Source organism: Chryseobacterium sp. WLY505, from assembly GCF_030846215.1.
Classification (GTDB): Bacteria; Bacteroidota; Bacteroidia; order Flavobacteriales; family Weeksellaceae; genus Chryseobacterium.
The window spans coordinates 111,359-127,731 of the sequence record NZ_JAVCWI010000010.1 but is presented as its reverse complement, the minus strand read 5'-3'; the positions used below and the strand labels follow the sequence as shown (position 1 = coordinate 127,731).

Annotated in this window: 4 protein-coding genes; 2 read left to right on the top strand and 2 right to left on the bottom strand. The window is 39.3% G+C overall.

Annotation, left to right across the window (positions count from 1 at the left end):
• Positions 1-18 precede the first annotated feature (18 nt).
• Both RAH34_RS18345 and glsA read right to left on the bottom strand, forming a co-directional pair.
• Positions 19-7,041, bottom strand: coding sequence for an SDR family NAD(P)-dependent oxidoreductase (locus RAH34_RS18345; RefSeq protein ID WP_306597082.1), 7,023 nt, complete (start codon positions 7,039-7,041; stop codon positions 19-21).
• 945 nt (positions 7,042-7,986) lie between these two features.
• A complete protein-coding gene (gene glsA / locus RAH34_RS18340; RefSeq protein ID WP_306597081.1) occupies positions 7,987-9,000 on the bottom strand; it encodes a glutaminase A in 1,014 nt (337 codons plus the stop codon).
• 547 nt (positions 9,001-9,547) lie between these two features.
• Here glsA and RAH34_RS18335 point away from each other — a divergent pair.
• Entirely contained in the window at positions 9,548-14,437 is a 4,890-nt protein-coding gene (locus RAH34_RS18335; RefSeq protein WP_306597080.1) for a PKD domain-containing protein, read from the top strand.
• A 70-nt stretch (positions 14,438-14,507) separates the two neighbouring features.
• Positions 14,508-16,370, top strand: coding sequence for a T9SS type A sorting domain-containing protein (locus RAH34_RS18330; RefSeq protein ID WP_306597079.1), 1,863 nt, complete (start codon positions 14,508-14,510; stop codon positions 16,368-16,370).
• Positions 16,371-16,373: the final 3 nt, after the last annotated feature.

The following is a 16,373-nucleotide window of genomic DNA, read 5'->3' as shown; positions in this document are numbered from 1 at the left end:
ATTGAGTTTACGCAGTGTTTACCAATTATTTCCTGACATGATCAGCACCTGGCTTTCCGTTCCGTATTTTATCTCGTTAAGGAAGATTTCTTTTCCTTCATCCAATGGAATCATGGAAATACCTCTGCGCTCATATTCTGATTCAAGAGTGGAAGAAACCATTCCGGCACCTTTCCATGGTCCCCAGTTGATAGAGATTACTTTTCCTTTTAATCTTTTATTTAAAGCATTCGCGTAATCATCCAGTACGCTGTTGGCTGCAGCATAATCTGTCTGGCCTTTGTTACCGTATACGGAAGCGATACTTGAGAACAATACTACAAACTGACAGTCTGAACGAAGCTGTTCTGCCAATACACGAAGTGGTTTTACTTTGGTATCAAATACACGTCCGAAAGAGCTTGTGGTCTTTTGTTTGAATAATTTATCTTCTAAAAGACCTGCTCCATGAATCAGTCCATCCAGACGGTTGTATTTTTCATAAATACTGCTGATCAGGTGGCTTAGTCCTTCTTCATCACAAAGATCCAGTGACTGGTAGATGATGGTATTTCCAAGCGCTTCCATATCACGGATGGTGCGAAGGATCTGATTGTTTTTGAAAATCTTCGTCGTTTCTTTTTCTATTTCTGAAGGAGATGTGAATTGGCCTGACTTGATCAGGAATCCTCTGATATCCTCTTTGGTTTTCATGCTTTCAAAATCTTTAGCCGAAAGTTCGTTTCTTGGGTCTGCGGATCTTCCTACCAGAATATAAGTACAAGGATAAGCCTGAGACATGTGTTTTACCAACTCGGCAGTGATTCCCTGTGCGCCTCCCAATACCAAAACCACAGATTTTTGATCTAACTGGATATGGGCTTCATTCAAGCTTGTTGATAATGGAGAAGGGATGATGTCTACCTGGTGTCTCTGATCGTTCTTATAAATCACTTCAGCAGGTTTATCGTTGGTAAGGATCTCTTTTAAAGCGATTTCAGCAATCTGATCTACTTCCTGAGGGGTGCTCAGGCTGATTAATCTACAAGTTGTATTATCAAATTCTCTGGCTAGACTTTTGAAAAGTCCAGGATATCCCTGATGATGACGTAATACGCTTGCATCTGTAATTTCCTGAAGATGTGCAGGAATATCAGAAATAAGATATACCCATTTTGCTTTATCAAAATCAAGTTTCTTGATCAGATCTACGTGATCGATAATACTTGGCTTATCAACGGCAGAGAATAGATCTAACATAATTAATCCGTCGATATTTGAAAGATCTTTATCTGTATCTACCAGCTCTACAATAGCTCCATGTTTTTCTAACGCGTCTTTGATGGCTGAGGTTTGTTTGCTGTCATCTTGTGTGATGGCAAAACGTTTTCCCTGTAATATTTCTGTATTTTGTATTTTAGAAGAATCTGTTGGAGTAATGTCAAAACGAAGACGTGAAAGTACATTTTGGACAGGCTCTGCAGTGTTGGTTTCTTGTGTTTCCTGAGCAGTTTCGTTGGTTTCCCCATTCATTTCACTGATCCAGCTTGCCAAGCCACGAAGGGTTTTGATGGCCGCCAGTTTTTCCATCACATCATCCGCCTGTTCAAGGTTTTGACCAAATCCGATCTTGGTTTTAAGATCACCAATGATTTCCATACGTTTGATGGAATCTATACTTAAATCCGCTTCCAGATCAAGGTCAAGACCCAGCATTTCTTTTGGATATCCTGTTTTTTCGCTTACAATATTCAAAATGGCATTTTGAAGATCTTCAAGAGAGAATGCTGGCTGAGCTTTTGATTGTGAAACTGATAATTCTGCTGCTGTTCCGTTTTTTTCAGGCGTAGTAGTTGTTTCAGCTCCTGAAAATTCAGTAAGCCATGAAACTAATCCGCTTAATGTTTTTATTCCTGCAAGCTGCTCCATAACGGTATCTTCATTAGCATTTCCGTTACCCAGACTTCCCAGTTCGTTACGAAGTGTTCCGATGATTTCAACCCTTTTAATAGAGTCGATACTTAAATCAGCTTCCAGATCCATTTCCATACCCAGCATTTCCTGAGGGTATCCTGTTTTGTCGCTTACTACCTGTAGTAATAAAGACTTGATATCTCTTGACGGAGCATGCTTTACAGCAGCCACAGCTACGGGTTGCTGTTGAACAGGCTGAACCGGAATGGTAGATACGGGTTGATGTGCAGCAGCGGGTATTGGTGAATGATATACAGGAGCAGGGAATGCCTGAGGATTCTGTCCCATAAAGGAAAGCATCACATCACGCTGTGCCTGTATCATTAATTTCATGCTGTTCAAATATTCCTGCAACATGCGTTCAGCAGTAGACTGAGCTTCCGTTGCGGCTGCCTGTGGTTGATGAGTAAAATTGTTCATGGGAATTGGGTTTATTAGTGGTAACGCACCGTTAGATGGCAGATTACCGGTAGTTGGGTGGGCTGTTTGCCCATTGACACGCCAGATTGCAGGGCTTTTCTTGTAAAGCTCAGGCTGGTTAAGATCGATAATCGTAACGCTTCTGCCGTCAAAAAGTTTATCAATGTTAAAGCTGCGGCCTGTTCCTAAATATTGTGCCAGCATGCAAAGCAGGTGACTGAATTTATTACGGCTGTTGTCTTCAACATATAGGGTAAGCTGATCTTTTTCAAGACAAGACTTGGTTAATCCGGTAAGTACTTTTCCTGGTCCTACTTCTATGAAGATTCTTGCACCGTCATTGTACATGGCCTGAAGCTGTTCTACAAATCTTACAGGTTGTACCAGATGGTCGGTAAGTCTTTCTTTTATTTCTTCCGGATCCGCCGGATATACTTCTGCCGTTGTATTGGACCATACAGGGATCTGCATTTCCTGGAAAGGAACGTCTTTTAAAACTTCAGCATATAAACCTTTGGATTTCGCCAATAACGGGCTGTGGAAGGCACATGCAACCTCCAGTTTTTTCGCAGAAATACCTTCCTGTTTAAGAACCTCCAGTAGTTTATTGATGGCTTCCGTACTTCCTGCAATAACACATTGTGTAGGAGCATTGAAGTTGACAGGATAACATCCTTCTACTTTAGCAATAATTGGCTGTAAACGTTCTGCAGTAGCACTTGCTGCCAGCATTGAACCCGGATCTCCGCCTTCTACTGAATTTAAAATAGACTGCGCTCTCTGAACACTTAAGTCAACCAGTTGATCTTCACCAAATACTCCTGCAAAGCATAAAGCCGGAATTTCACCATAGCTGTGGCCTGCCAGCATATCAGGAATAATGCCCAATGATTCTAAAAACTTAGCCAAGGCAAGGTCTACAATTCCTAAAAGTGGTTGTGCTAAACGGGTATCTTTAATGGTTTCTTTCTGTTGCTTTAAATCAGCTTCGTTAAACGTTTTAGATGGGAAAACAACTTTTTCAAGCTCAGGATACTCATCAATAATCTTACGCATTGCCGGGAAAACTACAAATAAGTCACGAGCCATATTGATTCTCTGGCTTCCTTGTCCCGGGAATGTGAACGCTACTTTACCTTCTTTTTTATTCACAGTAAAAGTGTCTTTTGTCTCAATCCCTAGCAGTACTAACTCAAGCTTCATCATCAGGTCTTCAGCGGTGTCTGCTACAATACTGAACTGGATTGGTTTTTCTGAGCTGATGCTTAAACTGTAAGCAATATCTTTTAATGGAATCCCATCATTAATTTCTAATAATGCTTTAACCTTGCTTGATTCTCCTTTGGCTTCTTCATAGGTGTCTCCGCGGAAAACAAACAATTCTGAAGGCCACGACTGCATGGCAATTGAATTGTCCTGCTTAGGATGGTTCGCAATAACGGTGTGGAAGTTTGTTCCTCCAAATCCGAATGCACTGATTCCTGCATAACGGTTTTTCTCACCCCACAATCCACTTTCTGCGTGGAAGGCAAACGGACTGGTTTCTGCATTATAATACGCATTAGGCTGCTGAAGGTGAAGGGTAGGTGGTTTTACCCCGTGATATACAGCCAGGGAAGCTTTGATTAATCCAGCTAATCCTGCCGCACACTTGGTATGCCCGATCTGTGTTTTCACAGAACCTAAATGCGTCTGCCCCGGTAAAGCTCCTGAACGGCTGAATAAATTAGTCAGTGCACTCAATTCAGTTTTGTCTCCCACTACTGTTCCTGTACCGTGCGCTTCTACAAGGCCTACAGAAGCAGGACTGATCCCAGCTTGAGAATAAGCACGTTCTAATGCTCTTACCTGACCTATTTTTCTAGGAGCCGTTAAGCCTAATGCTTTTCCGTCACTGGATCCTCCAACTCCTTTGATTACTGAATAAATACGGTCGCCATCACGTACAGCATCTTCGTATCTTTTTAAAACAAGAATTGCGATACCTTCTCCTAAAGCAATACCATCAGCATCACTATCGAACGTGGCACATCTACCTTTTCTGGATAGGGCATGCGTACTGGAGAACATCAGGTAATCATTGATACCATTATGTAAATCTGCTCCTCCGGCAAGAACCATATCCGATTTTCCTAATACAAGTTCCTGACATGCCAGATCGATGGCTGCTAAAGAAGAAGCACATGCTGCATCTACTGTAAAGTTTCTACCGCCAAGGTCTAATCTGTTCGTAATCCTACCTGCGATTACATTTGCAAGAATTCCTGGGAAAGAGTCTTCAGTAGTATGTGGAAAGGCTTCCTTTACTTCCTCGTGAAGTTCCCCGAAAACCTGCTTATAATATCCTCTGAAACTATAGCTGTTGGCAAGGTCATTACCTCCTTCAGCACCTATAATGACAGAAATGTTTTCTCTGTTGATGTGTTTTTCACCATATCCTGCATCTTCCATCGCACGCTTAGCAACCAATAAGGTTAACAGCTGTGTAGGTTCAATAGCCGCAAGTGATTGTGGCGGAATTCCAAATGCCAATGGATCGAAATCAATTTTAGGAATAAATCCTCCCCATTTGGAATGAGATACATCCGATTCGTTGGAATCCGGTTTATAATAAAGTTCTTTATTCCATCTTTCATCCGGTACTTCGGTAACACTGTCTTTTCCTAAAATGATATTTCTCCAGTATTCATCCAGGTTTTTAGCACCAGGGAAGATACACTCCATCCCTACGATAGCGATATCCAGAGGTTTTTCTACAGAAACCGGTTCTTCCGGCAATGCTGCTTCCTGAATGTGTTCATAATTGTCTACCACACTTTGATGAAGAGCAGCTAATGAGATCACACGGTTATGCATCGTAGCAACCTGCCCGATCATGTACATTCCAAGGTCAAGTTGTTCATCTTTAGGAATATTGACCAATTTGTCGCCCTGCCGTTCTATGCCTTTTGCCGCAATACGTAAGCGGCCTACATTTAATTTTTCAAGTTGTTCCCATACCTGTTTTTTATCCATTCCTGCAGCAAGAAGTTTTGCTTTTTCGGTATTGAAATGGTGGGCAAAAGCTGTATTTAAACAACGGGTTTCATGTCCGGGAGCGGTTTCCAGTAAAACGGTATCCTTTGCCTGCATTGCCTGAGACTGGAATTCTTCCTGAATAGCCCCGGTTTGTACAGCTTCGTGGGTATACAGATATGCTGTACCCATCAATACTCCTATTTTTACTCCTCTTGCAGCCAATGGTGCAGCCATGATGGAAACAAATGCCGTTGAAAAGGCGTTGTGAATTCCTCCCGCAAAAAAGACGCTGATGTTTTCAGGATCATCTTCTTTTAAAATACGTTCAATTTGTTTTTCCCAAAGAACTGTACTGGACAGAGGTCCTACATGACCTCCACATTCACGTCCTTCAAAAATAAAGTTTTTAGCTCCTTCTTTCAGGAAAATATCCAGAAGAGCAGGGGAAGGAACGTGTAAAAATGATTTTATTCCCGCTTTTTCAAATACTTTAGCCTGTGCAGGTCTTCCTCCGGCAATCAAAACTACAGGAGGTTTTGCTTCTAATATATAGGATGTCTGTTCATCTCTTAATTCCTGTGGGGCAAATCCTAAAATTCCAACACCCCATGTTTTTTCACCAGCCAGTTTTTTGGTATCCATTACCAAAGATTTTGCAGATTCTCCTTTCAATAAGGATAAGGCAACAAAAGGTAAGGCTCCGGCATCTGCTACTGCATTGGCAAAGGAAGGCACATCACTCACACGGGTCATCGGGCCTTGAGCGATAGGATAGGTTAAGCCTAATTCCTGAGCTAAAGTGTTATTTTTATCAATTACTTTAAGTGCTTTGGCTTGTTTCAGATGTCCGTACATCGCTTCTTTGAAGCCGAAAATCAGTTTTTTAAGTGTTTTGAAGTCTTCATACAGATCCGTAGCCAATGAAATGTCTTGCCCCATTGGGATATAGCAGGTACTAAGATCGAAACCGGTAAAATATTGTTTCAGATCTTCAGCGGTTGCATTTTCAGGTAAAGCAGGTGAGTTCGGTCTTACCAATACACGATGGTTAGCGATCACCTTAGTTTCTGTACCATTCAGTTTTGAGCATACTTCTTTCAGTTCCTGTGGAACTGAACTTTCAGGGAATAAAGCCAGCTGGCTGTCCAGTACAATTCCTGTGGCTCCCAAAGCTTTCGACGCTGCTGCGGTATGGAGGCCAATTCCTCCCTGTACCCACACCGGAATGCTCTGGATTTCTTTGATCACCCGTTGGAATAAAACAAACGTGGATTCGTAGCCTACTAATCCTCCCGCTTCATTTCCTTTGATAATAATTCCCTGTGCTCCTGATTCTTCGGCCTGTCTGGCCTCTTCCAAACTGGTCACCTGGTAAATAACAGGTATATTGAATGGTTTAGACATTCCGAACGGAAGGATCGCAAATCTTACTTTCTCAGAGATTTGAAGAGAGGCGAAATTGTCTTTAGAAAAATAAATACCATACGATGGTACGTCTATCTGGTCAAGTTGTTGTAACGCTTCCTGGGCTTTCGTCAGCTCATTTCCCAAACTTAGTACGGGCAATGCACCTGCCTGGTGCAATCGGGAAATAAGGTTAACGTCCGGCTTTTCAAAAGGCGTCAGTCCAATAATGGTTAATTTTTTCATGGCGTGTTAATTGAATTATCGAATGATAGCAAGAGCTTTATAACAGAATGCAAGGCTTTCAATGGTAAACCATTACTTTTTGTTACGATATAGTAAAATTTGGTTTTGTTAAATCGTTAACAATATATGTTGTTTTGTGATTATTGTTTAATGATCTATCGGTTTTGGATAGATTGTGAATTGTAATAAATATATCCGGCTTTTCAAGGGGGGTAAGCCTGATTTTGGTCAAGTTTTTCATAGCATTTACGGTATAGAAATGATTAATGATATCTCATAGCAAAACACTAATGTTATTCGTATTAATAACAATTTGCTGTTATGAGCAAATAAAAATAATAAAACTATAATATATCTTCAATCATAAATGTTATTTGATAATGATTTTTTAATGTTAAAAGATCGATTATTCAAATGCTATTAAAGAATATTTATTGTTTCCTTATTCTTAGAAACATGGCCGGTACAATCTTATAAATTTTAACTATAAATATTTATAGTTAAAAAAATGTTAAGCAAATATAGGAATAAAAAATAAAATATTTCAAAAACAAGAGATTTGTTTTTAGGTATATTACAAAAAGATAATATACAATAAATAGGGTTCTAAAATGTAAGAATACCTTTATCAATCTGATAAAATGACAAAGCGAATTTAAAGAAAATTAATCAATATATTGTGATTTAATTTGAATTATTTATGAATTTTTTATATCTTTTTGATAAATAAGCAGATAGGTATTTTTAAGAATAATTTAAATATCTTTCCGAAATTCATAAAAAAACAGTAAGTATCTGGTATACTTACTGTTTTTATGCGTGTATTTGTTGGGGACTTTTTTGACCAATGTGTCATTTTAATGCTGTGCCGGATCATTTGTAGTACAATTTATCTCATTGTATAGTAAATGAACGGTCTGTGCATTAACGGTGATGGTGAAAAAATTAAAATATACTTAATCCGTACTGTTTTGCCAGATCTAAAATCATATGATACCCGGCCAGAGAATTGCCATGTTGATCTAAGGCAGGACTGAATACTCCGATACCTATTTTCCCCGGAACGCTTACCGTAATTCCTCCTCCGACACCGGATTTGCTTGGTAAACCAACAGTTCTGGAATATTCCCCACTGAATTCATACATTCCGGCAGTCAGCATCTGTGATTCTACTAATTTTGCCATATCTGCGTTTTTATAAGTGGCATCTCCGTCAAATCGTACGCACTGATTGGCAAAAAAGTATCCTATTTTTGCCAGGTCTTCGGCGGTAAGTTCAATAGAGCATTGCTTGAAGTAATTGTCCAGCTGGTCTTCATTTCCTGAAATCAGTCCGCTGTTTTTCATGATGTAAAACATACCACGGTTACGGTGTCCGGTTGATTTTTCCGATTCGTAAACCGATTTATTATAATCAATGGATGAGTTTTTGGTAATATACCTTACCATATCCAGTATTTTAAGGAATGGTTTTTCCCCATCTCCTGAGATCAGTGAAGTGGTAAGGATGGCTCCTGCATTCATCATTGGATTAAGCGGTTTTCCTGTAGTTTCAAGGTTTGAAAAATGGTTGAAGGGTTTATCTGATCCGAAATACCCCATTTTATCGAAAATATGAGCTTCCCCTTTTTCGTTGACGGCCACCATTAATGATATGATTTTGGAAATGCTCTGCATAGTAAATTTTTTGCTTACATCACCGGTGTTGAATACTTTTCCATTTTTATCTACTACGGAAAAAGCAATGGCTTTAGCGTCCATTTTTCCCAATTCAGGAATGTAATCTGCTACTTTACCTTGAGTATAATAAGCTCTGTTTTTTTCCAGAATGGTATTTAAAGTTTTCTCTGAAATAGTTGAGATATCTGCTGTTTTCTGAGCGTAAACAGTTGTGTTTAAAGCTAAAAAAGCTATAGTGCAAATTCCTTTTGCAGAGGATAAAAATCTGTTGTTTTTCATAGAAGGTATTCAGGTAAAAATATTTATGATATGCCTGAAAAAACAAAGATAAAATATTTTTGGTATTGTCTGTAATTCTGCTTTATAGTGTTCAGAGGGATCTGTAGTATTTTACATAAAATAAGATGATATATATAACGGATAGGGAAGTGCATTCAGGGGATGGAAAAAATATTTTAGTGAGAGAAGAATTTCACGTTGTTTTTGTTCTTTTTTAATTGAGTTTTGAATGTTATTAATTTTAATTTATAATCGTTTTTTAATTAATATTATACATGGTAAATGTTTTTGATTGGTGTTTCGGTTTTTTTTAATACCACAAATAGAGTATTTTATTTATTTAAATCGTACTTGAAGTCTGAAATTTATATGAAAAGTTAAATTTTATTGCATAACTAATATGCTGGTGAAATAACATATAAGCATGAATTTGTCTATATCGTTGGTCTTCAATTGTGAAATTGTGTTATTTTTTCACTATTAAATGATCTTTGTGTTATTTTTTTTATTAATTTGACAAAAAATTAATAACACTTTTTTAATAACTATGAAAAACAACACCTATTTTGGTAGGCAGCATGTCTTCAGACTGCTCCTGCTATGTTGGCTTTTGGTACCTTGGGTGCTACAAGCACAAGCTCGAATAACATGGACCGAAGAGGTCGGATGCCAGGAATTCCGCGGCGAAAAAGAAGGTCAGATCCCTGACAACGGAATCGCCAGTTCCTACATCAATTCTTCACAGTGCCTCCGGGTCTGTGAGAAATCCATAGATCCTGTGAAATATCTGGTTCAGGGGTCTAACGTTTCCAATGTACAATGGTCAGTTTCAGGAGGAACGGCCTCAATTTCCGGAGCCGGAAATACCTTAGCGTATGTTACATGGGGAGCGGCCGGTAATGGCTCTTTACAGGCTGTTATCACCTACAACGACGGAACTGTGGAAACACAGACCATCTGTATTGAAAAAATCAACAGACCTATTGCTAAATTTGAAATGTTAAATCTGGATTATACTGTATGTAATAATACAACGGTATATTTTGATAACCTTTCTGAGCAAAACGGAGGGTCGGATATTGTCAATTATTTCTGGCAATTCGGAGATGGAGCTACTTCCACTTCCACGGCTTTTGAACCATCTCATGTTTATACCAATCCTGGTAATTATGTCATACAGCTTACCGTAACCAATAAGTGCGGATGCCAGAGTAAGTTTAGAAAGGAGATCAAGGTTGTGAAGTCATATCCTGTACAGATCGACTGTGCTTCTGTGGTATGCGAAGGAAGTACAGAGAAGTATCATGCACAGGATGGATGTAATAAAGGACAATGGAAAGTTATTGGTGGAAACATCATAAACAATAACGGTAACGAAATTGAAGTAGTTTGGGATCAGGTAGATCCAACGGACGGTTTCGGTTATGTAATGTACATGTCTGAATGTGCTTGTCCTGAGTGGACTACAATTAAAATCCCTGTGATTTTAAAGAATGCAAAAATTAAAGGACAGGATAAAGTATGTGCTGGTAAGCAGTATACCTATTCTATTCCTCAATGGCCTACAACTAAAGTTAACTGGAATGTAACCGGTCCTGGAGCAGGTCAGTTGGTAAATACCCAGCAGAGAAATGAAATTGTTTTCACAGCAACTCAGCCCGGAACTTATCACCTTGAGGCTACTTATTTCAATACTTTATTATCATGTGAAGGAAAGGCAACTATTGATATCGAAGTAGAACAGCCGGTAACAATAAGTGGCGGTACAGATGAAATCTGTGCGGGAACAAGCCAGACATTTACAGCTACACCTAACGTACCTGTTATCTGGAAAGTAACTACAGGAGGATCTACTTACACATCAGGATTAGTATCCGGACCATTTACCTATCCTTTTGCAACAGCAGGTGCTTATACTATTGTTGCTGTTAAACAAGGAGGAGGTTGTGAAAGTAATTCAAGAATTATTAAAGTATTACCAATTCCACAGCCGCCTACAGGAACCATTTCAGGAGAAACGAAAGTATGTCCCGGAAAACCTTATGTGTATACTATCAGTTCCGTGGATGCAGGAATGGTACCTGTTTGGAGTGTTACTAACGGAACCATCCAGGGTAGCAATGCAGGATCTTCTGTAACGGTTATATTTAATACCGGTGCTTCGTCATATACAGTGTCTGCACAGAATAAATCTATGAGTAACGCAGGATGTCTTTCGGCTCCAATTTCGTTCAATGTATCGCCATTGGATCTTAATACGATTATGATCAATCCTAACCCGGGACCTTTCTGCCCGAGTAGTACTCAGACATTCAGTGCAAATCTGAACGGTATTGTTCCAGACTTTATGGAATGGACATTTGGAAGTTCAAACTTTGGAAGTGTTGTAGGAGGACAGGGGACCAATAATATTACTGTAAACTTCAACGAAATTTCTTCAACAAGCAGCACTACGCTGAATTTAAGAATTGTAAAATGCGGAGTATCAAAAACAATAAGTATTCCGGTATCTTTATTTACTCTTCCTACAGTAAGCTTTACGAATGTTGGAGGAATCTGTTTAGGTTCTAATCTTACATTCACTGTAAATCAGGGAATCATCACTTCAGCAACGAGTGTAACTTTCACTTTTGCTAACGGAACTACTTATACCACTACTTATAATCCATCCGGAATTTATAGCTTCCCGAATAACGGATATATCCAGAACGGTTCAGGAAGTAATATTTCTCAAACGGTGACAGTAACTTATACAGGAACTAACGGATGTAACTATAAGCCTACTGCAAGCGCAAACTTTACTATATATCCTGAAACTATTATTACGGTTTCTCCGGTATATAATATTCTGGTATGTGATCCTACAACTATGACACCGTATACGCTTACGGCAAACAGTTCTACAGGACTTACCAATATTGTTTCTTGGCAGTGGTTCAAGAACAATACACCAATATCTGGTGCTACTACCAATTCTTATACTATAGGAGGAGCAGGTGCTTTTGGAACCTATAGAGTACAGGCTGTAGATATTAATGGTTGTGTGGTTTCTTCACAGAACATTAATGTGAGCCAGCTATGCCCAAGCAGCGGAACTTGTACCGCAAATCCTCAGATCAACTTTACAGCTACATGGTCAGGTTGTAACACAATTTCTACATCAGGGTTAACATATAGCGGAACTCCTGATCAGATCGAGTGGTCATCAGACAGTGTACTTACTTTAACTTCTCCTCAGGGACAGCCTACGGCAACATATCAGACTACTCTTGCAGGAGCACATATTGTTTTTGTACGTTTAAGATATGGATCATGCTGGTATAGCAAAGCTGTTGAAGTAAAAAAGAACTACGAGCCTAAATTCAGTGTAAGCACAGTATGTAGTGGAGGCGGATATAATGTGACTCTTTTCAATAGTTCTACTATTTTTGAGATCAATCAGTCATCTATTACCTATACATTCACTAGTCCGGGTCAACCGACTCAAACAGGGCAGTCGGCTACGTATAACAACCTTGCGCCAGGTACTTATACCTTCACAATGACAATGTCTGCGCCAGGTAAACCAGCGTGTACAACTACGCAGACTGTTACATTGGCTCCAATCCCAAATACCAGCATTCTGGTTCCGTCATTAATCTGTGTACGGGAGCCGATTACATTCTCTGCAACGGGGTACAACCCTGCGAATACATACACTTGGTTTTTTGATAGTACTTCATATGTAGCTTCCGGACAAGATGCTGTAGTTACCTATAATACAAGTGGTGTGAAGACAGTTCAGTTAAAAATCACTACTCCTAACGGATGTGTGTATGCTTCACCGGTTGTCAACATTGGTGTGAATGAAGCTTTCATTGATGGTAATATTTCCCCTACTAATGTGGTAGCTTGTGCAGGTTCTGTTCCTACACTTGTGTTTAACGCTTCTATGGGAACTGTCAGCCAATATATCTGGATGAACGGCTCACAACCAGTGCTGGGAGCACCAAATTCACCAGCTTTCACTCCTACTCAGTCAGGAACTTACTGGCCTGTATTGGTATCACCTGATGGTTGCAAAACAAGCATCATGAGTATTAAAGCAGCAACAGTGACTGTTAAAAATGCTCCATATGTAAACATCTCAGGCAAAGCTAATATCTGTGCGGGATCTTCTACGACACTTACTGGTCTTGTAACGGATAATACATTAGAATACCAATGGAAGAAAGCAGGTTCGGTAGTTGTACCATGGACTTCTGCTCCTTATCCGATCACTTTAAATACAGGATCATTACCTGCAGGTACTTACGTGTATACTCTTGAAGTAAGAACTCCGGGTACATCAGGATGTACAAGTTCTAAAAACTTTACACTTACGGTAAGCAATCCGCCATCACCGGTTACGATAGCTTACAGCCTTGTGAGTTGTCAGCCTTATAGAATTAAGCTAACTGCATCAGGACCATCTACGGGAGATTATAACTGGAGCAATGGAATGTCAGGACAGTCAATCACTGTAAATGAAGGTGGTGTATTCCAGGTTACTTATACTGCGCCAAGCGGATGTAAAGTATCCAATTATGTAGAGGTACCGTTAAGTCTTGAGAGTCTGATGTGGGTATTCCCTACAGGATGCTATGATGAATGTCTTAGAGAGAAGAATTATATCATAGGACCAAAAGGAATATTTGATCATCATGATTGGATGTTGTTCGGAAACAGTATCCAGAGTGGGAACAATGATTTCATCTTCCCATTATATATTGGAGGAGCAGGTACCTATCAATTACAGATTAACCACTTAGGGTGTCAGTATACATCCGGAACTATGAATTATTATCCGGGTAAAGATTGTGGATACGAAACAGAATGTAAGATTGAAGGAGATATTAAAGGAATGAAGTGGGTTGGAGATCATTACGCTGTGTACGGTGTTATTCATAACGCAGGTGGCCAGCCAATAAGTCTTAATGTTTCAAGTCTTAACGGATTCGGAACTTATATTCCGTCTATCATTACAATTCCGGCAGGAGGTGTGTATGATATGAATGCTAATCCATTGGCTTTCTATCCAAATCCAAACTTCCAGGGTACTGATGAGATTTTATTCTCTAATGAAACTTGTAAGTTTAGCACCAAAGCGACAGATCCTGACTGGATGGGTATGAGAAGTGCATCAAGAAGCGTTACCGCTACAGCAGTTTCTTCTCTGAAAATGATACCAAATCCTGCGAAGGAAAAAGTGAAAATCTCGTATAACACGGGCGATGAAAAATTACTGGCAAAACAGATTACAGTTTTTGATGCCATGGGCAATGTCAAATTCCGTAAAGAAGTGAAAGCGGCTTCCGGTGAGGTAGACGTGGAAGTTTCCAGCTGGCTGCAAGGTGTTTATATCGTTATTGTACAAACGGGAGATACATCATTACAAGGAAAACTAATTAAAAATTAGTAACTTATAAATCAGTGTTCTCTTCGGAGAGCACTGTTTTTTATAGTATATGATAATTAAATGAATTAATATGATACAATTAAAAAACAAACTGTGGAGATTGCTTATTATGCTTCCGGTATTAACTTTTAGCCAGACTTACCAGTGGCAATGGGCGAAACAGGCCGGTGGACAATCGGGTTCTGCCGATCCGGGGTTTAATTACCAATTTGATGAATCTATTAGGGATATTGTTGTAGATAATAATAACAATACTTATTATCTCGCAAGTGTCTGGAATGGAGATCAGAATCTGAACGGCGTATCAGTACCTAATTATGGTATTCGTGATCTTATGTTGTTTGCAACAGACTGTCAGGGTAATACATTATGGTCTACGGTTATTGGAGGATCTGAAGATGGTGAAAATGCCTGGCATATTGAAGTAGATAATAATGGCGGGTTATATGTAATGGCTACTCTTTATAATAATTCGTACAGCGGAGATCCTACTGCTATTCCAATGCATTTTGACGGTACTCACACTATGCCTTTGTATACATATTATGATCAGACGGTAGAGCCGGCGCATAAAGCGGGGTATCTGCTTAAATATAAAACTGCTGACGGAACACTGGATTGGAGCAAACCTTTGCAGGGAGATGTCAGCTATCTTAGCAGACGCTGTGATGTACAAATGATGTATATGGATTCTTCCAAAAATATTCATGCTATAGTGGGTTTCAGAGCAGGAACTCATTTAAATGGGTTGATTACAGTACCTTCAACATTCACGACATCACTTCAGTATTATCTGGTTAAATTTAACTATGATAATGGAAATATGACACCTGCAACACCTTTATTACTCCCTATTACCGGTGGAGTAACTGCGGGAGGAACAGATGGTAAAGTGAACCTGCTTTACGATGAAAGCTTAAATAGATATTATCTGGCAGGTAAAAGAATGGTGGGAAACTACACCAGCAACCTGGAAAATTTCTCGTACAATAATATTCCGTTTACAAAAAATGCATATCTGCTTGCTTTTAACGGAAGTACGGGAGCAGAGCTATGGAGAAAAGAATTTGATAACAGCTTACCGGGATTTATGGATGATGAGATTCATTCCGTTATCAAAGGTACGGGTTCTTCAGATATTTATATTTCCGGACGTTATTTTTCAGGAACAGTTCCTACAACTTTTGGCAGCTATTCTTTTCCGGTACAGAATTATCAGGGGCAGACTCCTTTTGTGATGAAGCTTAATGCAGATGGAGTAGTACAATGGGCAAAAGTTCCGGACGGGCTTACAAGCTTTTCTGCTTACCGTTTCCTGAAAGGGAAAATTGCACTTAACGGAAATGAAATAGCATTTGCTAAAGGAAGCTGGAATGAAGTTTGGGGAAGCTTTTCAATGACGCGTCCTAATTCAGATTTATCAGATCCTTTATTAGTACGTTTCAATAAAGATACAGGAGCTGTAATTGGTACGGGAGAAATTCATAGCAACTTTCAGGTTCAGGATGAATTTACGGCAATTGCTGTAGATAAAAATGGGAATTATGTATTAGGAGGTGTTTTTCATGACCAGCTTTTTACAGATTCCAATGATAATGTCAATACGATGACGGTCAATGTAACGGGGGGAAAATCCCAGTCTTTTATTACAAAATATTCTAAATCAGTATGCAGTCAGATGTCAGTAGAAGAAACAGCTGTTCAGGCAGGAATACAATTATTTCCAAATCCTGTTCAGGATGTACTTACAATCAGAAGCAAAGAGCCTTTGGTTTCTTATGAGATCTTTGGAGCTACCGGACAACTGGTACAGCAGGGAACTCTGAATATGACGCAGGAACAGATCGTATTATCTTCTCTTCAAACAGGAGTATATTATATTAAACTTAAAACAAAATCTTCAACAGTGACAGAAAAGATACTGAAGAAGTAAAAA